The organism is Micromonospora sp. CA-248260 (assembly GCF_050942205.1).
GTDB classification, from domain to species: Bacteria; Actinomycetota; Actinomycetes; order Mycobacteriales; family Micromonosporaceae; genus Micromonospora; species Micromonospora antibiotica.
On record NZ_CP192021.1, the window covers coordinates 7154135 to 7177710 of the forward strand.

General features: G+C 73.1%; 27 protein-coding genes and 1 pseudogene. 17 read left to right on the top strand and 11 right to left on the bottom strand.

Annotated features, from left to right (window positions below; genetic code table 11):
- The first annotated feature begins 127 nt into the window (after window positions 1-127).
- From ACQP2H_RS31180 to ACQP2H_RS31190, 3 genes are all read left to right on the top strand, one after another.
- A complete protein-coding gene (locus tag ACQP2H_RS31180; RefSeq protein ID WP_433230176.1) occupies window positions 128-1585 on the top strand; it encodes a sensor histidine kinase in 1458 nt (485 codons plus the stop codon).
- A 94-nt stretch (window positions 1586-1679) separates the two neighbouring features.
- Window positions 1680-2093, top strand: a complete 414-nt coding sequence (locus ACQP2H_RS31185; protein WP_307799007.1) for an ATP-binding protein — start codon at window positions 1680-1682, stop codon at window positions 2091-2093.
- A 163-nt stretch (window positions 2094-2256) separates the two neighbouring features.
- Entirely contained in the window at window positions 2257-3138 is an 882-nt protein-coding gene (locus ACQP2H_RS31190) for a DUF5926 family protein (RefSeq protein WP_433230179.1), read from the top strand.
- A gap of 50 nt (window positions 3139-3188) precedes the next feature.
- Here the strand turns inward: ACQP2H_RS31190 and ACQP2H_RS31195 are convergent, their stop codons facing one another.
- The gene (locus ACQP2H_RS31195; RefSeq protein WP_208565101.1) at window positions 3189-4406 is read right to left on the bottom strand and encodes an arginine deiminase; all 1218 of its coding nucleotides are present in this window, start codon (window positions 4404-4406) and stop codon (window positions 3189-3191) included.
- A gap of 164 nt (window positions 4407-4570) precedes the next feature.
- Between ACQP2H_RS31195 and ACQP2H_RS31200 the strand changes: the two genes are divergently transcribed.
- From ACQP2H_RS31200 to pheA, 4 genes are all read left to right on the top strand, one after another.
- Window positions 4571-5308 carry a hypothetical protein gene (locus tag ACQP2H_RS31200; RefSeq protein WP_219465316.1) on the top strand — a complete coding sequence of 246 codons (738 nt, stop codon included), beginning with the start codon at window positions 4571-4573 and terminating at the stop codon, window positions 5306-5308.
- A gap of 176 nt (window positions 5309-5484) precedes the next feature.
- Complete coding sequence (locus ACQP2H_RS31205; protein WP_208565103.1) at window positions 5485-5946, top strand: hypothetical protein; 462 nt, start codon at window positions 5485-5487, stop codon at window positions 5944-5946.
- Between the two features lie 52 nt (window positions 5947-5998).
- Window positions 5999-6568 (top strand): hypothetical protein, encoded by a 570-nt coding sequence (locus ACQP2H_RS31210; RefSeq protein ID WP_363817726.1) that lies wholly within the window; start codon window positions 5999-6001, stop codon window positions 6566-6568.
- Window positions 6569-6578: 10 nt separating this feature from the next.
- Window positions 6579-7535 (top strand): prephenate dehydratase, encoded by a 957-nt coding sequence (pheA, locus tag ACQP2H_RS31215; protein WP_357538151.1) that lies wholly within the window; start codon window positions 6579-6581, stop codon window positions 7533-7535.
- 79 nt (window positions 7536-7614) lie between these two features.
- Here the strand turns inward: pheA and ACQP2H_RS31220 are convergent, their stop codons facing one another.
- From ACQP2H_RS31220 to ACQP2H_RS31230, 3 genes are all read right to left on the bottom strand, one after another.
- Window positions 7615-8334: an AIM24 family protein gene (locus tag ACQP2H_RS31220; protein ID WP_208565106.1), complete on the bottom strand. Its 720-nt coding sequence runs from the start codon at window positions 8332-8334 to the stop codon at window positions 7615-7617.
- A gap of 149 nt (window positions 8335-8483) precedes the next feature.
- Entirely contained in the window at window positions 8484-8828 is a 345-nt protein-coding gene (locus tag ACQP2H_RS31225; protein WP_208565790.1) for a metallopeptidase family protein, read from the bottom strand.
- A gap of 211 nt (window positions 8829-9039) precedes the next feature.
- Window positions 9040-9471, bottom strand: coding sequence for an OsmC family protein (locus tag ACQP2H_RS31230; RefSeq protein WP_208565107.1), 432 nt, complete (start codon window positions 9469-9471; stop codon window positions 9040-9042).
- Between the two features lie 118 nt (window positions 9472-9589).
- Here ACQP2H_RS31230 and ACQP2H_RS31235 point away from each other — a divergent pair, with 118 nt between their 5' ends.
- The 3 genes from ACQP2H_RS31235 (at window position 9590) to ACQP2H_RS31245 (ending at window position 12219) form a co-directional block, all read left to right on the top strand.
- Window positions 9590-10300 carry a hypothetical protein gene (locus ACQP2H_RS31235; protein WP_219465318.1) on the top strand — a complete coding sequence of 237 codons (711 nt, stop codon included), beginning with the start codon at window positions 9590-9592 and terminating at the stop codon, window positions 10298-10300.
- 285 nt (window positions 10301-10585) lie between these two features.
- On the top strand, window positions 10586-11407 hold the full coding sequence (locus ACQP2H_RS31240) for an HAD family hydrolase (protein ID WP_208565109.1): 822 nt from the start codon (window positions 10586-10588) through the stop codon (window positions 11405-11407).
- Window positions 11407-12219 (top strand): HAD family hydrolase, encoded by an 813-nt coding sequence (locus tag ACQP2H_RS31245; RefSeq protein ID WP_219465319.1) that lies wholly within the window; start codon window positions 11407-11409, stop codon window positions 12217-12219. The genes ACQP2H_RS31240 and ACQP2H_RS31245 overlap by 1 nt, the downstream gene beginning before the upstream one ends.
- 129 nt (window positions 12220-12348) lie before the next feature.
- On the opposite strand, the gene ACQP2H_RS31250 is transcribed toward ACQP2H_RS31245, so the two are convergent.
- Complete coding sequence (locus ACQP2H_RS31250) at window positions 12349-12948, bottom strand: bacterial proteasome activator family protein (protein WP_208565111.1); 600 nt, start codon at window positions 12946-12948, stop codon at window positions 12349-12351.
- Window positions 12949-13097: 149 nt separating this feature from the next.
- Here ACQP2H_RS31250 and ACQP2H_RS31255 point away from each other — a divergent pair.
- Window positions 13098-13942 (top strand): annotated as a pseudogene (locus ACQP2H_RS31255) (alpha/beta hydrolase family protein).
- Between the two features lie 29 nt (window positions 13943-13971).
- Entirely contained in the window at window positions 13972-15186 is a 1215-nt protein-coding gene (locus ACQP2H_RS31260) for an ABC transporter substrate-binding protein (protein WP_219465321.1), read from the top strand.
- Window positions 15187-15353: 167 nt separating this feature from the next.
- On the opposite strand, the gene ddaH is transcribed toward ACQP2H_RS31260, so the two are convergent.
- Window positions 15354-16139, bottom strand: coding sequence for a dimethylargininase (gene ddaH, locus ACQP2H_RS31265; protein ID WP_219470476.1), 786 nt, complete (start codon window positions 16137-16139; stop codon window positions 15354-15356).
- A gap of 107 nt (window positions 16140-16246) precedes the next feature.
- Here ddaH and ACQP2H_RS31270 point away from each other — a divergent pair, with 107 nt between their 5' ends.
- Window positions 16247-16705, top strand: a complete 459-nt coding sequence (locus tag ACQP2H_RS31270) for an Lrp/AsnC family transcriptional regulator (RefSeq protein ID WP_208565114.1) — start codon at window positions 16247-16249, stop codon at window positions 16703-16705.
- 142 nt (window positions 16706-16847) lie between these two features.
- On the opposite strand, the gene ACQP2H_RS31275 is transcribed toward ACQP2H_RS31270, so the two are convergent.
- The 3 genes from ACQP2H_RS31275 to mobA form a co-directional block, all read right to left on the bottom strand.
- Window positions 16848-17960, bottom strand: coding sequence for a YbjN domain-containing protein (locus ACQP2H_RS31275; protein WP_219465322.1), 1113 nt, complete (start codon window positions 17958-17960; stop codon window positions 16848-16850).
- 170 nt (window positions 17961-18130) lie between these two features.
- Window positions 18131-18427, bottom strand: coding sequence for a DUF6457 domain-containing protein (locus ACQP2H_RS31280; protein WP_219465323.1), 297 nt, complete (start codon window positions 18425-18427; stop codon window positions 18131-18133).
- Complete coding sequence (gene mobA / locus ACQP2H_RS31285; RefSeq protein WP_357538145.1) at window positions 18424-19221, bottom strand: molybdenum cofactor guanylyltransferase; 798 nt, start codon at window positions 19219-19221, stop codon at window positions 18424-18426. Before mobA ends, ACQP2H_RS31280 begins: the two co-directional genes overlap by 4 nt.
- 221 nt (window positions 19222-19442) lie before the next feature.
- Here mobA and fdhD point away from each other — a divergent pair, with 221 nt between their 5' ends.
- Entirely contained in the window at window positions 19443-20297 is an 855-nt protein-coding gene (gene fdhD / locus ACQP2H_RS31290) for a formate dehydrogenase accessory sulfurtransferase FdhD (protein ID WP_219465327.1), read from the top strand.
- A gap of 291 nt (window positions 20298-20588) precedes the next feature.
- Here fdhD and ACQP2H_RS31295 read toward each other — a convergent pair whose 3' ends face one another.
- Together ACQP2H_RS31295 and ACQP2H_RS31300 are read right to left on the bottom strand one after the other, a co-directional pair.
- Window positions 20589-20843 carry a flavin reductase gene (locus ACQP2H_RS31295; RefSeq protein WP_219465329.1) on the bottom strand — a complete coding sequence of 85 codons (255 nt, stop codon included), beginning with the start codon at window positions 20841-20843 and terminating at the stop codon, window positions 20589-20591.
- Window positions 20840-21208 (bottom strand): hypothetical protein, encoded by a 369-nt coding sequence (locus tag ACQP2H_RS31300; RefSeq protein WP_433230194.1) that lies wholly within the window; start codon window positions 21206-21208, stop codon window positions 20840-20842. The genes ACQP2H_RS31295 and ACQP2H_RS31300 overlap by 4 nt, the downstream gene beginning before the upstream one ends.
- 399 nt (window positions 21209-21607) lie before the next feature.
- Between ACQP2H_RS31300 and ACQP2H_RS31305 the strand changes: the two genes are divergently transcribed.
- The 3 genes from ACQP2H_RS31305 to ACQP2H_RS31315 all read left to right on the top strand — a co-directional run bounded on the left by ACQP2H_RS31305 (window position 21608) and on the right by ACQP2H_RS31315 (window position 23541).
- Window positions 21608-22354 (top strand): helix-turn-helix transcriptional regulator, encoded by a 747-nt coding sequence (locus tag ACQP2H_RS31305; RefSeq protein ID WP_363817742.1) that lies wholly within the window; start codon window positions 21608-21610, stop codon window positions 22352-22354.
- Window positions 22342-22536 carry a DUF397 domain-containing protein gene (locus tag ACQP2H_RS31310; protein ID WP_363817745.1) on the top strand — a complete coding sequence of 65 codons (195 nt, stop codon included), beginning with the start codon at window positions 22342-22344 and terminating at the stop codon, window positions 22534-22536. The genes ACQP2H_RS31305 and ACQP2H_RS31310 overlap by 13 nt, the downstream gene beginning before the upstream one ends.
- Window positions 22537-22839: 303 nt before the next feature.
- Window positions 22840-23541 carry a hypothetical protein gene (locus ACQP2H_RS31315; protein WP_433230198.1) on the top strand — a complete coding sequence of 234 codons (702 nt, stop codon included), beginning with the start codon at window positions 22840-22842 and terminating at the stop codon, window positions 23539-23541.
- Window positions 23542-23576 lie beyond the last annotated feature (35 nt).

Consider the following 23576-nt stretch of genomic DNA (forward strand, 5'->3'; position numbering starts at 1 on the left):
CCGCCTCACTGGCCCGGCCGGTGCGGCCCGTCGCCCGACCGGCCCGCTCGCGCCCGGGGCGTCCCAGCGGCGGGTCGGCCCCCGCCCGGGGATGTCCGACGGGCGGTGCACCGGGCACACTCGGGGCATGCCGGAGCGCACCGATCTCGCCGACCTCATCACCGACCACGGCGCGGTGATCGAGATGATCAACTCGGGAGAGGCCGGGTTGCCGGTGCTCACCGCGCTGCTGCGGGCAGCCCGACCCGCGCTCGGCGCGGCCTGCGTGGCCTTCGTCGAGTTCGCCCCGACCGGGGGACGGGTGATCGCCGCCAGCGGCTGCGCCGAGTGGACCATCGGCCGCCCGTTGCCCGCCTCCGACCCGGCCACCGTCTGTCTGCTCACCGGTCCCCGGGTCCGGCAGACCCGGCTGGACCACCTCGACGGTCCGCTCGCCGGAGAGCTGGCCGAGCGGGGCCTGCGCCGCATGATCGTCGCCCGTGCCGAACTCAACGGCCTGACCGTCGGCAGCCTGCACGCCCTCTACGCCGACGGCGAGGACTCCGAGGACCGGGTCCAGCACGCCACCCTCGGCTACCTCGCCTCCTGCATCGCCCACATGTACGGCGACCAGAGCGGCCTGCCGGTGCACGGCGACGGCCCGGTCGTGGCGGCGCTCGCCGACGGTCTGGCCGTGGTCGACCGGGACGGCCGGGTCCGGCTCTGGAACCCCGCCGCCGCCCAGGTCACCGGCCGCGGCGCCGGTGAGGCACTGAACCGCCCACTACCGTTCCCGCTCCCCCCGACCGGCCAGGTGCTCGACCACCAACTACCCGACGGGCGGTGGCTGCGGATCACCTCCGGCGAGCTGGTCGACCCGGGCACGCTGCGGGTGGTCACCTTCCGCGACATCACCGACCAGCAGCGCCGGGACTCCGACCGGGACCTCTTCGTCGCGGTCACCAGCCACGAGCTGCGTACCCCGGTCACCGTCATCAAGGGGTACGCGGACACCCTCACCGACCACTGGGAGTCGCTGACCGACCACGACCGGCGGCAGGCGGCCCGGGTGATCGGTCAACGGGCCAACGAACTGGCCCGGCTGGTCGACCGGCTGCTCGCCTCAGCCACCGACGTACGCCCCGGCGACGAGCCGGCCGTGCCGTTCGACCTTGGCGGGGCGTTGCGCGCGGCGGTGCTGGACCTCCCCGGTGACCTGCGCCGCCGCCTGCTCCTGCACGTCCCCGTCGACCTGCCCAAGGCGCTCGGGGACCGGCACAGCCTCACCACCGTGCTGACCGAGCTGTGCACCAACGCGGGCAAGTGGTCACCTCCGGACGCCGTGATCGAGGTGTTCGCGGCCGCCGACGGGCAGACCGTGTCGTTCCGGGTGACCGACCGGGGGGTGGGCATCCGGCCGGAGCACGTGGAACGCGCCTTCGACCGGTTCTGGCAGGGCGAGTCCGGCGACCGGCGGGGTTATCCCGGGGCCGGGTTGGGTCTCTATCTCGTCCGCCGGATCGTTGAACAGCAGAATGGATGGGTATCCCTACGTCCACGAGATGGTGGCGGTACCGTCGCAGAGGTGCGGCTGCCGCGCGGGTGAGCCGTCGGTGGACCCGGGGTGGTCCACCCCGCCAGCAGGCACGGGTCGAGAAGGAGCCGGGGTGTCGACGGGACGGGTCGAGCGTTCGTGGTGTGTGGTGGTTCCCCACCACGCCACCGGCGCGCGGCTGGCCCGGCACCGGCTCGCCGACGAGTTGGCCGGCCTGGTGCCCCCGCCGCTCCTCGCCGACCTGGTGGCGGTCCTGGCCGAACTGGTCGGCAACGCGGTCCGGCACGCCGACCCGCTGCCCGGCGGGGTGGTCCGGGTCGCCTGGCGGCTGCGGCCCACGTCGACCGGTCCGGGTCTGTCCGTCCGGGTGACCGACGGCGGCGCCGGCGTGGGGCCCCGGATGCGGGCCGCCGGCACGGACGCGGTCGACGGCCGGGGCCTGCACATCGTCGCCGGCCTGGCCAGTCGGTGGGGGGTCGACCGGGACGGTCTGGGGCAGAGCGTCTGGGCCGAGTTCGACCCGGCCGACTGCCGCCCGGATCTGATCGCCGCCGGCTGACCCGTCACCGCCGTCGGCCGCCGGCCGAGCCGCGGTCCGCCTGTCCCTCCACCAGCCGGGTCGGGATCGGCGACGTCGGCGACGTCGGCGGCACCGGCGACCCGGCAGGCGCGGGGCGGGTCCTGCCCCCACCGCCGCCGATCGGGCTCTAGGCTGTCTCGCCGTGAGCAAGCGTCGAAAGAACCAGCGCGCCGAGGCCGCCCCCCGCCGGGAGAAGATCCGGGACGTGTTCGTCCCCCGTCCGTTCGAAGGGCTGGTGGACGAACCGGAGTGGATCGCCCTGCGCGAACTCGTACCGGCCGCCTCGGCACCGCTGCGACTCACCCCGGACCTCGTCGAGGAGCACGGCGACCGCCCGGTCACCCTGGCGACCGTGCTGCCGATGGCCGCCCCGGCGATGACCAAGCCGGACGGTCGGGTGTTCATCGGTCTCCAGCGCCACCAGCAGTCCGGTGACGTCTCCCGGGACCTGGCCGACGCGCTGCTCTGCGCGTTGCGTACCGAGCCGGGTGGGGCGGTGACGGTGCCGCCGTTGCCGGGCCCCGGCCCCCGGCTCCAGGACATCCTGGTCGACGGCACGCTGGACATCACGATGCACGAGGGTTTCGAGTTCTGGCTCGATCCCGGCGCCGCCGACGACCCGACCGTGCAGGCGTCCCTGGAGCGGGCGAACGCCGCGATCTATCCGACCGTGAAGCTGGCCGCCGCCCGGGCCGCCTACTGGTGTCAGGTGCCGGAGAAGGCCCACGTGCGCTGGGTGCTCGGCGACGACGAGGACGCCGCGTTGGACGCGCTCTCCCGGCTCTCCGCCGCCGGTGCCCTCCCCCTGGGCGAGGGCACGAAGTTCGCCGGCATGTTCCGGGCGCACGGCCGGCTCGCGCCGGTCTGGGACCTGCCGGAGGACGTTCCGGCCGCCGAGTGGGAGGAGCCGGTCGCCGCGTTCGCCAAGCGGTACGCCGACGCGTTGGCCGAGAAGGAGCCGCTGGACACCGCCGGCCGCCGGGCCCGCCAGGGCCTGCTCGGCCGCCAGCTCACCCTCCGCTGAGCCACCCCCACCGGTCCGGGGCGACGACGCCGGGGTAGGCGGACAGCGGGTCAGCCGGCGGGCGGTCGCAGTGGCTCGCGGACCAGCGGGCAGGACATGCAGCGCGGGCCGCCCCGGCCGGAGCCCAGCTCCGAACCGGCGATCGGGATGACCTCGATGCCGGCGCGCTCCAACTGGGCGTTGGTCTCCACGTTGCGTTCGTAGCCGACACAGAGCCGGGGGGCCAGCGCGAGGGTGTTGTTGCCGTCGTCCCACTGCTCGCGTTCGGCGGTCACCGGGTCCAGGCCGGTGTCGATCACCCGGAGCTGGTCGAGGTCCATCGCGTCGGCCGCCGCGCGTAGGAACGGCGCGGGGCCGTCGACCCGGGGCTCGCCGTCCGGGCCGGCGATCACCGTGTACGCCGACAGCGTGCTGGCCACGTTGGGGTACATCAGCACCGTGTCGACGTCGACCATGGTGCAGACGGTGTCGAGGTGCATGGTGGCCCGTTCCTGGGCGATCGGCACCACCAGCATGGTGTGCGCCAGGCCGGCGGCGAAGACCTGCCGGGCCAGCCGCTCGGCACCGGCGGGGGTGGTTCGCTCGCCCACCCCCACGGCGAGCACCCCGGGGGCGAGCAGCAGCACGTCGCCGCCTTCGAGGTGTTCCAGGCCCGGGTGGTAGACGGCCCGGGTGCCGACGAAGCGGGGGTGGTAACGGTAGATCGCGTCGGTCAGGGTGGTCTCCCGGCGGCGGGCCGGCATGGCGAGGCTGGTGACCCCGACCCGGTCGCCGATCCACAGTGACGAGTCGCGGGTGAAGAGCAGGTTGGGCAGCGGGTCGATGACGAACTCGTGCCGGTCCATCATCGTCCAGACCAGACCGCCGGGGCGCTCGGCGCTGATCCGTACCTCCTCGTGGGCGAGCCCGGCGGTGAGCACGTCGGCGAGCGCGGCGGGGTCGAGGTAGGCGAGGTGGTCGGCGACCCGGCGGCGCAGGGTGTCGCCCAGCCGGGGCGAACCGAGCACCTGCTCGGTCAGCTCGGCGCGGGCCTCGGGGACGGCGAGCGTCTCGGCGAGCAGGGTGGCGAGGTAGAGCACCTCCACACCGCGCCCGCGCAGCTCGGCGGCGAAGGCGTCGTGCTCCTCCTGGGCCCGGCCGACCCATGGGATAGCGTCGAAGAGCAACGAGTCGTTGTTGCGGGGGGTGAGGCGGGCAAGTTCCGGACCCGGCCGGTGCAACAGCACCGTGCCGAGTCGACCGACCTCGCTGTCCACGTAGTGGGTCACCTCCGCAGCGTAGGGCAGTGATGAACGATCTTCAGCGGAAGAACAGCGGATGAATATGGCATTCATCCGCACTCATTCCGGCGTTCCAACTTGCCGTACCCCCACAGTGGCGACGTAGGGTAGTGAGACCATAACTTTCGAGGGACCTTTTGCCGGAGGTCGCGATGACTGTCTTTCCCGCTCGTCGAGCCGTACCCACCCGGGCACTGCCGCCCGTGGCGGTGCCGCACCCCCGTCCCGACGGGTCCGCGGCACTCGATCCGGCCCGTCCCACCCCACTGGAGTGGGCGCGTCGACGCCGCGCCGAGCGGGGCGCCCGCCGGCTGGAGGCCGCCGGGGCGCGGGCGCTCGGTCAGCTCGACCACCTGGGCCCCGCCTGGCACGTCATCGAGTGGCCGCGCACCGACGTCTCCGACGTCCTGCGCGACCACGGCCAGGACGAACGCGCCGGGTTCCTCGCCATCGGCCCCAGCGGGCTGTTCGCGGTGAGCATCGCCGACCACGGCCGGGCCCGGGTGCTGGTCGCCGGGGACGTGGTACAGATCAACGGCAAGCGCCCGCCGTACGTGGCCGAGGCCCGCAAGGACGCCAAGCGGGCGAGCAAGGCCCTCACCGCAGCGGTCGGCCTGCCGATCCCGGTGACGCCGGTGCTGACCTTCGTCGGCTCCGGCGTCATCAGCGTCTACGGCCTGCCCAAGGACTGTATGATGGCGACCCACCGGGAGCTCGACCGGCTCCTCGTCGCCGGAGGCAACCGGATCAGCCCGGCCACCGCCGAGAAGCTGTCCCGGGTCGCCCAGGCACCGCAGACCTGGCACAACGGCACCTACCGTCCCACCGGCGACTACCGGTGGTACGACGAGGGCCGAACGGCCGCTGACAAGCCGGCAGGTCGCCGGTAACGTCACCGGCGACGCCCCGCGGCACCGGTCCCCCCGACACCTCCGGTCCGCGCCGTCGCCGGCCGCCCACCAAGGCACCCGATCCACCCACCGGCGGCCGGTGGCTCCCGCGCGGTCGGCGACCGTCATCAAGACCGGCTAGCGTGGACAGTCCGTCGGTGTACCTAGGAGGCGCGGTGGCCCACGTCGAACTCTCGCTCTCGGACGTGTTCGTGCCGGCCGCACGGACGACGCCGACAGGGCCGGGAGGCGACAACGTCGGGCAGTGGTCAGCCACCGTCTCCCACGCCGAGGAGCCCTGCCTCCTGATCGCCGCCGACACCCGGGTGGTCGCCATCTCCGCCGCCGGCTGCGAGCTGCTCTGTCTCGGCGCTCCCGAGGAGGTGGTCGGCCTGCCGCTGCTCGAAGGGGGCCTGCGGCTGCTCGACTTCACCGCCGCCCGCCACGAGCTGCCCGAGCAGGAGACCGACAAGATCCCGCCGTTGCTGGCCCTGCACTCCGGTCGACTCGCCCGGGGGCTGCTGAGGGTGCAACCGGCCGGCGACGACACCACCTACGCCACCGTCGACGCGATCTCCACGCCGATGCTCACCGACGGGTCGGTCGCCGGCTCACTCACCTTCTTCTCCGCGATCTGACCGGCTCCCCCGTCCCGACGCCCCCGCGCGCGACTCCCCCGAGGATCGGCCCGTGCCGCCCTACCCCGCACACCGTCCCCCGTGCCACCGGCCGGTCACCGGTCGGATCGTCGTGGCCCTGCTCGCCGTGCTGCCGGCCACCGGCTGCGCCGCACCGCCGCCAGACCCGCCACCGGTCCCCCTCGCCCCACCGACACCCGCCGTCAGCGCGCCGCCGGCAACGTCGCCCGGCATGCCGCCGGTGACCCCCACGCTGCCGGTGATCCCGACACGGCCGTCGACCCCGCCGCAGCCGACCCCCACCGCCGCGACGGTCGCCACGGCCTGCGCCGGCCGGCCCTCCGCCAACTCGGTGATCGGGCTGCTGCGCAGCGACGTGCTGCCGGGCGACGTGTCGGTGCGGGCAGTCGAGGGGCCGCTCTGCGCCGACGGCTGGCACTACACCGTGCTGGCGGTCAGCGGGCACGAGGAGCTCCAGGCGGTCAGCCGGGGGGAGCCGGGGGCGCTGCGGCTGGTCACCGCCGGCACGGACGTCTGCTCGATCGAGGTCAAGGCCGTCGCGCCGTCCGCCATCCGGACGTTGGCCTGCGACGCCGGGACCGGGCTGCCACCGGGTGCGTAGGCTGGGCGACATGCCCGGAACACCGCCGACCCGATACGTCTACCTGGGCCCGGAGGGCACCTTCGCCGAACAGGCGTTGCGTACCGTCCCGGCCGCCGAGCACGGCAGTCGTACGCCCGCCCGCAGTGTCGGCGAGGCACTGGAGAGCGTCCGGGCCGGCGAGGCGGACGCGGCGCTGGTGCCGATGGAGAACTCGATCGGCGGCGCGGTCGGGGTGACGCTGGACGAGCTGGCCGAGGGAGGCCCGCTGGTGATCACCCGGGAGGTGATCCTGTCGGTGGAGTTCGTGCTCGGCGCGCGCCCCGGCACCGAACTCGCCGGGGTGCGCAGCGTGGCCGCCCACCCGCAGGCGTCCACCCAGTGCCGCAACTGGCTACGCGCCCACCTACCCGACGCCACGGTGATCGACGTGCTCTCCAACGGCGCGGCGGCGGCCGGCGCGGCCAACGGCGAGTTCGACGCGGCGATCTGCGCCCCGATCGGGGCGGCCCGGCACCGCTTGACGCTGCTCGCCGACAAGATCGCCGACCACCCGGACGCGGTGACCCGCTTCGCCCTGCTGTCCCGCCCCGGCCCGCCCCCGCCGCCCACCGGCGACGACCTCACCTCGCTGGCCGTCTACATCGCCCACGACCGGGTGGGCGCCCTGCTGTCGGTGCTGATGGAGCTGGCCGTCCGGGGGGTCAACCTGACCCGGATCGAGTCCCGCCCCACCGGTGAGGCGCTCGGTCGGTACGTCTTCTTCCTCGACTGCACCGGTCACGTGGCGGACGCCCGGCTCGGTGAGGCGTTGCAGGGGCTGCGTCGGGTCTGCGCCGAGGTGCGCTTCCTCGGGTCGTACCCCCGGCACCGGTGGACCGACGCGGTGGGTGACCGGCCGGTCCCGGCACCGGCCGGCCTGTCGGACGCCGACTACACCGACGCGGCGGCCTGGCTGGCGCGGCTGCGCTCCGGCGAACTGAGCTGACCCCGCCTGCCGCAGCGCCCGACGGCACGCAGACGGATGGGGGCGGTCCCGGCCGGGACCGCCCCCATCTCGGCGAAGGTCAGCTGAGCAGGCCGCCGAGCAGGCCCTGTTGCTGCTGCTGGCCGCCGCTGCCCTGGACCGGCGGCTCCTCCGACGGCTGGACCACGACGAAGCCCTGGCCGGCGAAGCTCATGGTGAACGCCTCACCGGTGCTGCGGCCGAGCAGGGTGCCCAGGCCGAGCTGCTCGGCGCGGTGGTAGCCGGTCTGGAGGTTGGCCGACCAGCAGACGGCGGCCTGCGGGTCGACGTAGGTGGGGGCGTCGACGTTGAGCACGACCGGGGTGCCCTTGGTGGTGATGGCGATCCGGCCGTGGCCGCTGAACACGCAGTTGAACAGGCCCGACGAGGCCATCCCCGCGCCGCCGACCATCTTGATGTCGTACGACAGGCTGGAGTCGAAGGCCAGCACGCTGGACCCGTTGATCGACAGGGCGTCGCCCGGCTCCAGGTCGATGATGTGCACGTCCTTGGCCAGCTCGGCGAGGAAGACGTCGCCGTGGCCGCTGAGCTTCATCAGCGGCACTCCCTCGCCGGTGAGCCGCTGCTTGATGAACTTGCCGATGCCGCCCGAGCCGAGCGCCTGGAACTGCACCTGCCCCTGGTAGGCGACCATGGACCCGACCCGGGCCATCGCCTCACCGTTGAGTTCGATCTTGAGCATCTTGGAGTTCTGCAGCCGCATGCCGGGCTGGGCGGACTCCTTCTCCAGGTTCTCCGCGGAGAACAGCGCGCTGCGCATTGGGTTTCCTCCTGATTGGGGGTGTGCTCGCCCCACGGTAGGCAGCCCCCGCAACAGCCGCATCGGCCGGGTGGAGCACAAGCCCGGCTCCACGCACCGAACCGGTCACCTGTGCGGAGGTGACCGGCCGGAGCAGGCGGGTGGCGGGCTCAGCCCCAACCCAACGCGTGCAACCGCTCGTCGTCGATGCCGAAGTGGTGGGCGATCTCGTGCACCACCGTCACCGCCACCTCGTCGACCACGTCGTCCTCGGTGGCGCAGATGTGCAGGATCGGCCGACGGTAGATGAAGATCCGGTCGGGCAGCACACCCGAGTAGCTCCAGCCGCGCTCGGTCAGCGCGTGCCCCTCGTAGAGGCCGAGCAGGTTCTCACCGGCGGGCGGGTCGTCCTCGACCAGGATGACCACGTTGCTCATCAACCGGAGCAGCTCCTCGGGCACCTCGTCGAGGGCCTCGCCGACCAGCTCCTCGAAGCGTTCACGGCTCATCTCCACGGGCACCTCACCCATTGTGCCCGACCCGCCGCCCACCCACCGGCCCGATCACCCACGCTCGGACCGCCCACCGGGAGCACCTCGAACCACCGCACCGTGATCTCGCTCGATCCTGGTCACCGGGGCGACGAATCGCCCGGATACCACGACGACCGGGATCGAGGGTGAGCCCCGACCCCACCCCGGGGCGGGGTGGGGCCGGGGCTCGGGGTCAGGAGGCGAGGCGGGCGGTGAGGCTGATCTGCGCGCCGGGGGAGAGCAGCCGGGAGATCGGGCAGCCCTCCTTGGCGGCCTGGGCCAGCTTGGTGAACTGGGCCTCGTCCAGGCCCGGGGCCTGACCGACGGTCTCCAGGTCGATCCGGGTGACGGTCATCCCCGCGTCGGTCTTGTCGAAGTGCACCTTGGCGGTGGTCTCCACCGAGGTGTCGGACAGGCCGGCGTCGGCGAGCTGCTTGGAGAGCGCCATCGAGAAGCAGCCCGCGTGGGCGGCCCCGATCAGCTCCTCGGGATTGGTCCCCTCGCCCTCCTCGAAGCGCGACTTGAAGGAGTAGTTCCCCTCCAGGCCACCCTTGCCGGTGCGGACGGTCCCGGCGCCCTCGGTGAGGTTGCCCTGCCAACGTGCGGATGCGGTACGGATAGGCATACCCGAACGCTAGTCGAACCCGCACCGCACTGCCGACCTTCCGGGGGCGGGCGCTCCCGGCCGGTGGCCCTCCGACGTGGGATGATGCGGGTCAGGCCCGCGACGCGGAAGGTAGCCGATGTCCCAGGATCTCCCCATCCCGAGACAGGACGACCGCTCGGACGACAGCCCCGTGCCGCAGTGGGACGCCCCCGAAGGACCCACCGGCCGGCGATTCGGGCCCTGGCCCACCGCGCTGCGCCGCGACCACCGGCTGCCCCCGGTGCTGACCCTGCTCGGCGCGGTCGCCGCCACGGCGTCGGCGGCCGGGGAATGGCTGGTGATGACCCTCCCGAACGGTGGTCCGGAGGGCAGCGGCACCATCCGGGTGCCCGGTGGGGTCGCCGAGGTGGGCGGCTTCGGCATCGCGTACCTGGTGGGACTGCTACTACTCAGCGCGGCGGTGGCGCTGACCCTGCGGGGGAGCGCGGCGGTCCGGCACGACGCCCGGGTGGCCGGACTGGCCGTGGCGGGTGCCCTGCTGGTCCTGCTCACCGTCACCGCCTTCTCGTTGGACGACTCCGGGCAGCGGGCGGTGTTCTACTCCGCCGAGGACGGGTTCCGGGTGGACTACGGCCGGGGCCTGGTGATGGCCTTCGTGGCCGTCACGCTCGTCGGGGCGGCACTGCTCACGGTCGTCCCGCAGCAGCCGGCCGAACGGCCGGACGGCGACGGCGACGTGGCGGAGCGGACGGGCTTCGGCCCCGGCGGGGACGACCGGCCGGCCGTACCCGCCGACCTGACCGTCACCCCGACGGTCCCGTTCGCCCGTCGCGAACCCGACGCCTGAGCGCCCCACCCACCGCGGCCCACCCCGCCGGTCGCCGGGAGCGGAGCTCGACCAGGGCCCCCGTCGGCCCTGCCACCGGCCACGACCCGCTCCCGCCACCGGCCACGACCCGCTCCCGCCCGGCGCCGGAACCGGCACGCCGGGTGGCGGTCCGGCGGCCATCGGACGTTGCCGCCCGGTTCGCCGGGAAGCCGTGGTGACGACCTTTCCGGCGAGGTACGGTTGCTGCCCGCCGTCACACCGGGTCGGACGACCGGTACGGACGGCGGCGGGCAAGGAGGAACGATGACCCGCCCGGGACTACCGAAACTCATCGCCACCGACCTCGACGGCACGCTGGTGCGCAGCGACGACACCGTCTCGGCGTACACCCACGGGGTGCTCGACCGGGTGCGGGCCGCCGGCATCCCGGTGGTCGGCGCCACCGGCCGGGGCCCCCGGTTGAAGGAACTCACCCGTAACGACATCCGGGCCGCCGACTACCTGGTGATGGCCGGCGGCGGCTGCGTGGTCGACCAGAGCGACCCGGCCGGCCCGGTGGTGCTGCGCGACGAACGGCTCTCTGCCGAGGTGCTGGCCGGTTTGCTGACCGACCTGGAGGCCGCCGTCGGCCCGCTGACCGTCATGGTCGAGGGCTCCGACGAGCACGACGCGCCGCTCTGGGGCGACTACCACCCGGCCTGGCCCTACCCCGAGCGGTTCGAGGCGCGCACCCGGGCGGAATGTCTCGCCCTCGACGTGATCAAGGCGTTCGTCCGGACCGCCGACCACGACGTGGACGAGCTGCTGGCCACCGCCCGCCGGATCGTCCCGCCGCAGGTCGCCACCCTCACCCAGGCCGGTCTCGGCTTCGTCGAGATCACCCCGGCCGGGGTGGACAAGGCCAGCGGGCTGACCGTGGTCGCCGAACGGCTCGGCGTCGACCCGGCCGACGTGCTGGTCTTCGGGGACATGCCCAACGACCTGCCGATGTTCGCCTGGGCCGGCTGGTCCCGGGTGGCCGTGTCGAACGCCCACCCGCTGGTGCGGGCCGCCGCCGACGAGGTGACCCTGCGCAACGACGACGACGGGGTGGCGGTCTACCTGGACCGACTACTCTCCCGGTGATGGGAGAGACACCACGGCTGGTCGCCAGCGACATCGACGGCACCCTGCTCGGCGACGACCGCCGGCTCAGCGCCCGCACCACGGCGGTGCTGGAGCGGATCGCCGCGGCGGGCACGCCGGTCGTGCTGGTCACCGGCCGCCCGATCCGCTGGCTCCAGACGGTGTACGACCAGCTCTCCGCCCCACTGCCGGCGATCTGCGCCAACGGCGCGGTGGTCTACGACCCGGACACCGACCAGGTGCTGCGGGCCGACCCGCTGGCCCCGGAACTGCTCGCCGAGGTGGCCCGGCGGTTGCGGGCGGCGGTGCCGGAGGTCAGCTTCGCGGTGGAGATCGTCGACAGCCGGGAGATGCGGCACGAGGCGCACTACCCGCTGCGCTGGGACGCCGACCACGATGCCATCCGGGCCGTCGAGTCGCCCGAGGAGCTGGCCTCGGTGCCGGCGGTGAAGCTGCTGGCCCGCGCCGGCACCCAGGACCCGGACGCCTTCGTGCAGGTGGTGGCGGGGGCGCTGGAGGGGCTGGCCGAGGCGACCCACTCGTCGTACAGCGGGCTGGTGGAGATCTCCGCCGCCGGGGTGACCAAGGCCGCCGGGCTGGCCTGGTACGCGGCCCGGCTCGGGGTGGCGCAGGCCGACGTGCTCGCCTTCGGTGACATGCCCAACGACGTGCCGATGCTGACCTGGGCGGGGCGGGCGGTGGCGGTGGCCAACGCGCACCCCGCCGTGCTAGAGATCGCCGACGAGGTGACCGGGGCGAACACCGCCGACGGCGTGGCGGCGTACCTGGAGAAGGTCTTCGGGGTGGGCTGAGCGGACCGGGGCGTCACCGCGCGGCGACGCCCCGACGCCCGACCCCGGGCCGGCGGCCCCGACCCGGGGGCGGGCCACCGACCCGGAGGCAGGGCCGAGGGTCAGAGGCCGGCCGGGGCCGGCCGGGGGTCAGAGGTACTGGCCGGTGTTGTGGCCCTCGCCACCGGGCTGCTGCCCCATGCCGGGCATGCCGGGGATCATCGCGCCGGGGCCGCTGGGCAGGGCGGGACGGCCACCGGAACGCATCTGCTCCAACTGCACCCGGGCGGCCATCTGCTGGGCCACCAGGGCGGCCTGGATGCCGTGGAAGAGCCCCTCCAGCCAGCCGACCAGCTGGGCGTGGGCGATCCGCAGCTCACCCTCGCTGGGGGCCTGGTCCTCGGCGAACGGCAGCGAGAGCCGTTCCAGCTCCTCACGCAGCTCGGGGGCGAGGCCGTCCTTCAGCTCGACGATCGACCGAGCGTGGATCTCCCGCATCCGGTGCCGGCTGGCGTCGTCGAGCGGGGCGGCCTTGACCTCCTCCAGCAGCTGTTTGATCATGCTGCCGATCCGCATCACCTTGGCCGGCTGCTCCACCAGGCGGGTCGGGTCCTCGCCGGTCTCGTCGGTCTGCACGGTGCCGACCGGGCGGCCGTCCGGGCCGACCACCACCACGGTGCCCGACTGCCCGTCCGCGCGGCCCGGCTCGTCATCTTGTCCAGTGGAATGCGCTTCGGTCATGGCACCCATCTTTACCCACCCGGTCCCGCCGCACGCGCCCGGACCGCCACCGGCCCCGACATCGCCCATGGGCAGCGGGAACACCCTCGGTGAGGTCGCTCACGGGGCGCGGCCGGCGGGGACGCCGTCGCGGCGGTGGCCGCGCTACCGTCGCCGGCATGCCCACCGACCCGCGTGCCGTGCTCACCCGGCCCGCCCCACCGCCGGACCTGACCGTCCGCTACGGCGACCGGCCGGAGCAGCTCGTCGACCTGCGCCGGCCGGCCGGGGGTGGTCCGGTCCGCCCGCTGGTGGCGGTGCTGCACGGCGGTTTCTGGCGGGCCGGGTACGACCGCACCCACACCGGCCCGCTCGCCGCCGCGCTGGCCGACCTGGGGTGGCCGGTGGCCCAGCTGGAGTACCGGCGCACCGGTCAGCCCGACGGGGGTGGCCGAACACCCTCGCCGACGTGCGGGCGGGGGTGGCGGCGCTGCCCGGGTTGGCGGCGCGCGCCCTGCCGGGGCAGGTCGCCGAGGGGCCGCCGCTGCTGCTGGGGCACTCGGCGGGCGGGCAGCTCGCGCTGCACGTGGCGGCACACGTCCCGCAGGCCGTGGGCGGGGTGCTGGCGCTGGCACCGGTCGCCGACCTCGTCGAGGCGTACCGGCTGGATCTGGATTCGGGGGCGGTGGCCGCGCTGCTCGGCGGCGGCCCGGCCGAACACCCGCAGCGGTACGCGGTGGCCGACCCCCGCAGCTCGGTGCCGGCACGGACGCGGACGGTGATCGTGCACGGGATGCGGGACCGGCAGGTGCCGATCGCTCTGAGCAGGTCATATGCTGCCACCGCACAAGCCGCCGGAGCCCCGGTCACCCTCGTTGAGCTGCCGGAATGCGAGCACTTCGGGTTGATCGACCCGCTCTCGGCGGCCTGGCCCGAGGTAAGGGCTGCGTTGCAGTCGCTGCTTGAAGATCAAGATCCATTGACGCAAGGCCGCTCACCAGGTAGAACGCCGGAGGGGCGGTGACGCCCGGCAATGCTCCCGGAAGGATTTCGGTGTCGCAGATGAACCGCAGGCGGGCCCTCCAACTGTTGGCCGCGCTCGGTACGACCGGACTGGCCGCCGCCTGCGGCACGGACGACACCGAGACGCCGGTCGTGGGCAAACCGATCAAGATCGGGCTGATCCGGCCGGAGAGCGGCGTCGGCAAAGCCATCGGCGAGGACATCGAGAACGGCTTCCAGCTCTTCCTGGCCATGAACGGGCAGCAGCTCGGCGGGCACCCGGTGACCGTGGTGACCGTCGACGAGGGGGACAACGCCAAGAGCGGCCAGGCCGCCGTCGACTCCCTGCTCGCCCAGAACGTGCTCGCCATGAGCGGCGTGGTCAACTCCACCGTGATGTCCGGCATCCGCGACGCGGTGGAGAAGGCCCGGGTGCCGCTGATCGGGTCCAACGCCTCCCCGCCCAGCCTCCAGAGCGTCGTCTACATCTGGCGGACGTCGTACGTGCTCGACGAGCCGGGCCGCGCGCTCGGGTCGTACCTGCGGCGAACACTTCCCGCCGGCAGCCGGCTCGCCATCGTCACCCCGGAGGGCACCGCCAGCCAGGACGTGATCAACGGGTTCCGGGACGGCTTCGGCACCGACGACCCCCGGATCATCGGCGACCCCATCCTCACCACCGCCAACCCCACCCCGGGCGAGAACGAATTCAGCGCGCAGATCAACGAGGCGCTCAGCCGCCAGCCCGACGGGATCTTCTGCTTCTATTCCGGCACCGCGGGTGAGCAGTTCATCAGGCAACTGCGCCGCAGCCGCTGGTTCGGCGACATCTACGCGCCCGGCTTCCTGACCGAGGGCAACATCCTCACCGACCTGCGCTCGACCCTGGTCAACGCGGACGACAGCCTCAAGGCCGGCACCATCCAGACCTCGCTGAACTACTCGGCCGACCTCAACAACAACGCCAACCGGATCTTCGCCTCGGCATACCGCAAGACCTACAACGTCTCGCCCACCACCTACGCGATGGCCTCGTACGACGCCGCGCAGGTGCTCGACAAGGCGATCCGGCTGGCCGGCGCGGAACCCACCGCGCAGCAGGTCAACCTGGCGCTGGGCAAGATCGGCCAGATCGACAGCCCGCGCGGGCCGTGGCAGTTCAACCAGCCGCGTACCCCGCAGCAGAAGTGGTACCTGCGCAAGGTGCAGTTCGACGGCCGGCTGCTCTCCAACGTCCTGATCAACGAGATCGCCACCCTCGGCTGAGCCGCCCCACAGCCGGCCGCGGCATGGCAGGCGGTGGCGGGCAGGCCAGGCCGTGGCGGGGCAGGCCGTGGCGGGGTCGGCCGTGGCGGGGTCGGCCGTGGCGGGGTCGGCCCTTCGCGGCATGGCACCGGTCAGGGCAGGCCGTGGCGTGGTGGTGGGCGCGGCGGTCAGGGGCGCAGCTCGGCGATGCAGCACTTGACGCTGCCGCCGCCCTTCTTCAGCTCGGCCAACTCCACCGGCACCGGGGTGTACCCGGCCGCCTTGAGCTTCCCGGCCAGCCGGGTCGCCTCGCTGTTGAGCACCACGTTCGCCCCGTCGCTGACCAGGTTCAGGCCGAAGGCCAACGCGTCCTCGTCGTCGGCGAGCACCGCGTCCGGGAAGAGCTGGGTGAGCACCCGCTGGCTGGCCGCCGAGAAGGCCCCCGGGAAGTACGCGACGTTGCCGTCGTCGATCGAGGCGAGCGCCACGTCCAGGTGGTAGAAACGCGGGTCGACCAGGCGCAGCGACACCACCGGCCGGCCCAGCGCCTCCTGCGCCTCGGCGTGCGCCGGCAACTCGGTGCGGAACCCGTGCCCGGCGAGGATCAGCCCGCCGTGCGCCTCCGGCAGATAGGCGAAGTCGCCCTCCCCCTCGTTGGTCTCGCTCGGCGCGATGAAGTGCCAGCCGTGCTCCTGGTAGAACGCCCGGTGCGCGGCGGCCTCGGCGGCCCGCTGCTCGTGCTTGAACTGCGCGCCGTAGACCGTCCCGTCCACCACGAAGGCACCGTTGGCCGCGAAGACCATGTCCGGCAGCCCCGCCTGCGGGGTCAGCACGTGCACCTCGTGCCCGAGCCCGACCAGCGTGTCCCGCAGCCGGTCCCACTGTTTGACCGCCAGTGCCACGTCGACGCCGACGGTGACGTCCATCCACGGGTTGATGGCGTACTCGACCGCGAAGTGCTCCGGGGCACACATCAGATATGTCCGCTTTCGCGGGGCGCGCTGCTGGTTCACGGTCACCAAGGGTAGGTAGCGTAGAACGTTGGTAACAGCCACAACCATTGCTTCCACGAGGCGGAACGTTGCAGATAGACGCGGTCGACCAGCGAATCATTGCGTTGCTCGTGGCGGACGCCCGAACCTCGTACGCGGACATCGGCAACCGGGTGTCACTCTCCGCTCCTGCGGTCAAGCGACGGGTGGACCGGCTGCGGGCCACCGGGGTGATCCGGGGCTTCACCGCCGTGGTGGACCCGGCCGCCGTCGGCTGGACCACGGAGGCGTTCGTCGAGTTGTTCTGCGCCGGCCGGACCACACCCACCCAGCTGGGGGTGGCCGCCCGCCGGCACCCCGAGGTGGTCGGCGCCTACACCGTCTCCGGTGAGGCCGACGCGCTCGTGCACCTGCGGGCCGCCGACATCTCCCACCTGGAGGAGGCACTGGAACGGCTCCGGGCGGAGCCGTTCGTCACCTCCACCCGGAGCACCATCGTGCTGTCCCGACTGGTCGAGTCGCCCGGCGTCGGCCCGTCCACCCCCTGACCGCCCGCGCCGCCCATGCCGGTCGGGCCGGTCGGGCCGGTCGGGCCGGTCGGGCCGTACCCGGCGGCGTAGCCAGCAGCCGGGCAGCAGCGCGGCGGCAGGCCGCCGGCGGCGGCGGCGCGGTTGTCTGGTGGGCGGAGGATCAGAGGTACATGCCGGTGCGGTGTTCGCTGTCGCCCCGGCCCGGCTTGTCACCCTCGCCGAAGAACCGCTTCCCGCCGAACTCACCGTGCAGCCGGTCGTCCAACTCGTCGGCGAGCCCCGTCATCACCTGCACCGCCAGCATCAGGTGGGTAGCCTGGAAGTTGCGCCCGAAGACCGGGATGGACGCCCACACCGTGTCGTCGGCGCAGTACAACCGGCCGATCGGCATCCGGTTGGTCAGCTCGGAGAGTTTCACGTACAGCCGCTCGGTCGGCTCGACCTCGGTCAGCACCGGCGAGAAGACGTCGACCAGCGGCGGGTTGTCCCGCACCCGGACGAAGACCATCGCCGACCCGGCCCGGATGTTGATGTCGCCGTCGGAGTCGATCTGAAGGTGGTCGGAGGTCGACTTCAGCATGGTCGACACCACCGTGCGGACCCGTTCGGGCAGGTCCAGGACCTCCTGCTCACCGTTCTGCGCGCTCGCCGCAGCGGCCAGTGCCTCGTCGAGGTCGGCCTCGACGTCCTGGTCGGGGCCGAACTCGCTGCGTGCGGTGCCGAGCGCCTCGATCGGCAACGACTCACCCTCGGCGTCCTGGCTGAGATAGACCAGGAAGGCCGGGTGCGGTGCGCCGTACACGTCCCGCAGGGTGCGGGAGAGCAGCCCGGCCAGCTTGCTGGCGTCGTCGGCCACCCCGTCCAGGCCGAAGTGTTCGCCGGAGCCCGCCACCACGCCGGGCGGCGACCAGCCGAGCGCGATCATGTCGGCCACCGCCGCACGGTCCAGCCGGAAGCCCTGCGGCAGGGTGGCGTTGCCCACCGCCCGGGCGGAGATCCGGCCCCCCTCGTCGATGCTCACGCTGATCGAATAGACCGCGTCACCCGTGCCGGAGGCGGTCGGGTCCAGGGTGAGTTCGAGCTGCGCCCCGGCGGGCAGCTCACGCAGCCGCGCGGCCAGCGCCCGGGCGAACTCCCGCCACGCCTCGGTGACCTTGGCCCGCAGATCGGCCGTGCTCGGCTCGTCCAGCAGGACCGACTCGTGGTGGTCGTGGTGCGCCGGCGAGGTGCCGGGCTGATCACCGGTCGGCTTCGAGGGGTGGTCCGCCGTCATGATCGCCTCCGTCCGTCAAGGTCACCCTACCCAGGCGGGCCGGAGAACGAATCCACCGCGACCGGCATCGGACACCGTCGCCGACGATCGTGGCGGCGAGAGATCACGACGTGACGGGATCACCGGTGGGGCGGCCGGTCAGCCGGCCGCGACGGTCATTGCCGGGCCGCTCAGGGTGCCGGCGGTGCCTGCCGGCCGACCTCGGACGCCAGCCGGTCGGGGCGCTCGCCGCCCAGCTCCACCGGCCACTGGGCGGCCAGTCCGCTGAGCCGGGCCGCCGCCGCTGCCGGGTCCGCACCGCGCCCGACCGCCACCCCCAGCAGGTACGCGGTGACCGGCGCACCCGGCCGCAGCACCTGGTGGGCGACGTCCCGGGCCAGGTCCAGCACGGTCGGCACCGACACCTCGGCCGGGTCGAGACCCAGCTCGGCGCAGGCCGCCGTCACCCAGTCGTCCAGCACCGTCATCGCGTCCACTCCTCCGCCCGGCGAATGTCGGAGTCAGTGTCGCAGTCGAACCACGGTGGCGGGCCGGCAGCGGACCAGACCAACTCGCGTACGGTCAGCTCACCCAGGAGTTCCCGCATCGACGCCCCGGCGAGGGCTTCGGCTCCCCCGCCGCCGGCCCGCCCGACAACCCGGACGCCCCCGGTCCCGCCGGCCCTTCCGGGCAGCTCGGCGTTGCCGGGCAGCTCGGCGTTGCCGGGCAGCTCGGCGTTCCTGGCAGCCCCGGCGGTCCCGGGCAGCTCCGCGACCCCGGCAGCCCCGACACTCCCGGCGGCCTTGGCGGCCTCGGATCGGCGGGCGGCCACGCGGGCCAGCGCGGCACGTAGCGACGGCACCCGCCACACCCCGCACAACGGTTGCCGCCGGCCCCGGTCGTCGAGGAGACAGACGCCGTCCGGTGCCTGCGGGCCGGACTCGGCGGCGAGCGCGTCGAGTAGCACGCCGACGGCCGGGCGGGTGAGCAGCGGCAGGTCGGCGGCGAACAGGGCGACCACCGTCGTACCCGGGTGGAGCAGGGCCAGTCCGGCCGCCGTCGCGGCCACCGGGCCACCGCCCGCCGGCTCCTCCCGGGTCACCAGCACGTCGACCGGCAGCGACCCGCCCGGCCCGACCAGCACCCGGGGCGTGGCGTCAGCAACGGCGGCGAGCACCCGGTCGCGCATCGACAGCCCGTGCACCGGCACCGCCGGCTTGTCCCGCCCACCCATCCGGCGGGCCGCACCACCGGCCAGCACCACCGCCGCGTACGCCGTCATCCGGTCACGGTAGCGGTTTGGCTCCCACCCGGCCCGGCATCATGATCCGGTCACTGCCCTCATCGGTCGATCCTGTCGCGTTCCACGGTCGCCGGCGCCGGCACCGGGTGCCCCGCCGGACGGGCACCCGGCAGGCCGACGGGGTCACCGGCCGAGCATGCGACCGCGCAGCCAGGGTGGTCACCGTGCGGGAGGCCGGGTGGGCGGGGCAGGATGGCGGGATGGGACGGGCCACTGACCGGCGGAGCGTGCTCCGGATCGACCTCGACGCGGCGGACGACGCCCGGGTGGCGCTGCGCCGGCCCGACACGCTCGCCGTGGAGGAACCGCTGGAGATCCGGGTCGGTCCGGGTGGCCCGGGTCGACGCCGCCCGCTGGCGGTGACCATGCGTACCCCCGGTGACGACCTCGACCTGGCCATCGGTTTCCTGCTGACCGAGGGGCTGATCCGCAGCGACGCCGACGTGCACACCGCCCAGCTCTGCTCCGGGGCGGAGACACCGAACACGTACAACGTGGTCGACGTGGTGCTCTCCCCCGGTGTGCCGGCACCGGAGACGGACCCGACACGCAACTTCTACACCACCAGTTCCTGCGGGGTGTGCGGCAAGGCCAGCATCGACGCGGTGCGTACCCGGTCCCGTTTTCCCGTCGCGGACGACCCGCTCACCGTGCCGGCGAAGCTGCTGGCGGAGCTGCCGGACCGACTGCGCGCCGCGCAGCGTGCCTTCGACCGCACCGGCGGCCTGCACGCGGCGGGCCTGTTCACCCCCGACGGTGAGCTGGTGGTGCTGCGCGAGGACGTCGGCCGGCACAACGCCGTGGACAAGGTGATCGGCTGGGCGGTGCGGCAACGGCGGCTGCCGCTCGCCGGGCACCTGCTGATGGTGTCCGGCCGGGCGAGTTTCGAGCTGACCCAGAAGGCGTGGATGGCCGGGGTACCGCTGCTGGCGGCGGTCTCCGCCCCGAGCACCCTGGCCGCCGACCTGGCCGACGAGGCGGGCCTGACCCTGGTGGGCTTCCTGCGCGGCCGGACGATGAACGTCTACACCGGCGCGCACCGCGTCACATCCTGATCTCTCATGGGGATCCGATCGCTGCCCGTGTCGCGACCGGCGGCCCCACCGGGGTCGGCGTTGCGGTCGGCCCGGCACGGCGTCGGCGGTGCGGTTGGCGCGGCGTCGGCGGTGCGGTCGGCCCGGCACGGGGTTGGTGGGAGTGGGGCGAGGATTGTGGAGATTTCTTGTCGCCAGGGCAGCAACAACTCTCCACAATCGATGGACAGCCGAGCCCCGCTACCGCGATCGAGGCGGCGAGGAACCCGCGCAGCGCCGGCCTGCTGCGCCGACCCGGACCGGCGGGGAGAATCAACGACCCGGCGGGCGGGCCCAGCTCAGGAAGCGGTCGGTCACGTCGATCTGGCGACCGTTGTCGAGCTGCGTCAGATGATCGGTCGCCTCCGTCGACAACCGGGCCAGCAGGGCGAGCAGGCCCGGCCGGTCGCCGTCGTACCTGGCGAGGAGGGCGATTTTCGCCGCCCCGCACGGCCACGGGTTCGCATCGACCCGGCACAACCAGATCGGCCGCAGCGGCGTGTGCCGGCCGGGCAGCGGCCCGGTCACGGTGTCCCCGCCGACCGGGACGCCCGCCCCCGGCCGGGCCGCGCGTCCCGGGGGACCGCCATCCCCCGCCGCGAGACCGTCGCCCCACCTCGCCGGGCCGGGGGAGCCGGGACGGTCCGGGTGGGGGCGCGGTCCGACTGCGGGGCGGGCCGGCGCGCACCCGCCGGCATCAGGAACAGGGTCCGCCGCCGCACCGCGTCGCCGACAGCATTCAGCTGGTACGCATCGATCCACACCCACCCGTCGTACGTGTGCCAGTCGGTCAGCACCCGGATGACGCGGACCGTGATCGGCCGGATGAACTGCACGCTGGCGGTACGCGACAGGTGCAGCACGTCTCCCGACCTGATCTCCGGCGGAGTCACCGTGGCCCCGGGTTCCGGCTGACCGCCCAGCGGTGCGTCGGCACGACGCCGGTCATCCGCCCCGGCCCCCGGTACGGCGGAACGAACGGCCCGATCGGTCCGGGCACGATCGGGCGCGCGGGCGGTCCGGGGTCGGGTACGGGCGTCGGGTCGGGTACGGGCTTCGGGCTCTGCTCGGGTTTCGGCTTCTCCCTGGGCACGGGGTCTCCTCTGCGTCGACGTGGAGGAGGGGCCGTCCCGCCCTCCCACGGGACGGCCCCTCCGGCAGACGCCGTCGCCAGCTCTCGACCACTACCGACAGCGCCGCCCCGAATAGACCTTGCCCAGGGTTGCGGATCGATGACACCGCGTAGCGGTCTGTACCGCAGACATTCGGGACGTTCACTCGGAGGAGCGTGGATGAATCGGGCAGTTCAGAGAGCGATGGCTGCGGTTGGCGAGACCGCCGAAAGCCTCGCCTCTCAGATCGGAGTTGATCCGAAGACGGCAGCCCGGTGGGTGAACCAGGGACGGATTCCCCAAACGCGCCACCGCGCCAAGGTTGCCGAGATCTTGCGTAAGGACATTGAGGAACTTTGGCCGGACATTCTGAAGAAGCTCGAGCCGGCATGGTTCAGACCGTGGGCCGAGATCGAGCGGGAGGCGTCCGGCCTGCGGTGGTTCGAGAATGCCGTCCTGCCAGGCGTACTCCAGACCCCTGATTACGCCCGCGCCATCATCGCCAGCGGCCCGCTCGCCGCCGATGCCGAAGATCACGTGGAATCTCGCCTACAACGGCAGGCGGCCGTGCTCAACCGAGCACGGCCGCCCTTGCTCGTGTTCGTGATCGACGAGGCAGCTCTACGCCGGGGAACCCCAGACGTCATGAATGCCCAGTTGGACCACCTGGTAGAGCTTGCCCAGCGACCGAATCTGATGGTCCACGTCCTGCCGCTACGCGCCGGACTTCATCCAGGTCAGGCAGGACCGTTCATCATCGCGAACACACCGGAGGGTGAAGAGGTCGGCTATCTGGACGATCAGGCCGCAGGACGCATCACCAAGGACGTTGCTTCCCTTTGGGAGGTCTGGGATACAGTCAGGTCGGTAGCGTTGCCGCGCGACCAGACCATCGAATTTCTGAGGGCACGATCATGGATGAGCTGACCGGGGCGCGCTGGCGTAAGAGCAGCCGCAGCAGCTCCAATGGTGGAGCTTGTGTCGAGGTCGCCGACGATCTTCCCGGCGCGGTCGCCGTGCGGGACTCCAAGGACCCGGACGGGCCGGCCCTGACGTTCGCCCCGACCTCGTGGCGCACGTTCGTCGCCGGGTTGGCCGATCGCGCCTGACCGACATACCCGGTGAGGTGCCTGCTCCGAGTTGCGGGGCAGGCACCTCACGCCCACTGCCAGGAACTATGCGCATCGCCGGGTACCGACGTCTGTAGTAGGATCGGCGTTGAACGCTCTGGGCGCCCTCGGGCCACCAGAGTTCTGGCTTCACCAATGAATGGCACCTCCCGGGGTCGGGCGGGTGCCATTCATTTTTGGCTCGGCCCACCGGCACGCCTGGCGCACGGGCCGCCCACCACGCCATACGCTGCGGCAGCACAGGAATTCGGGTACCTGGCCCCCGTCGGTGAAGTGGGATGCGTGTCTGAGGCGACAGCACAGCTACTACGACAACGGTTCTCCGTGGAACGGCTGGGCACCTACCAGGCTGCGGTCGGCGGTGATCTTGACCAAGCCGTGGCGCTGTACGAGTGGAACGCCACCGTGAGCGGCGCTTTCTGGATCACGCTGGGCCACGTCGAGGTGCTGATCCGCAATGCCATGCACCAACAGTTGACCGACTGGTCCACCCGGGTCTACCGGGAGCCCCGCTGGTACCTCGATCCTGGTCGAGTCCTGGACGAGCGCCGCCATCAGCAGATCGCCAAGGCCCGCGAGCAGGCCACCCGCGACAGCCGGCAGGAAACCCCTGGACGGGTCGTCGCGGAACTCACCTTCGGGTTCTGGCCCTTCCTGCTCACCCGCACCTACGACCGGTCCCTCTGGCCGCACCTACGCGACGCCTGGCCGAGCCGACGGCTGCGTCGAGACGTCCACGGTCCCTTGGCCGACCTGCACGAGCTGTGCAACCGGATCGGGCATCACGAACCGATCTTCAACCGACCGCTGAAGGAGCTGCACGCCAGGGCGCTCGACCTGGCCTGCTGGACGTGTCCCGCCACCGGGGCCTGGATCGGATCGCGGTGCCAGGTGCTCAACGTCCTACAGACCCGGCCCTGGACCGTGCGTGCCACCCCCGCGCCGCCGCAACGGCGTGGGCAGCACCGCCCGGCCCGACGCTGACCCCACCGTTCACCGCCCCGCCACGAGCGGTGGGC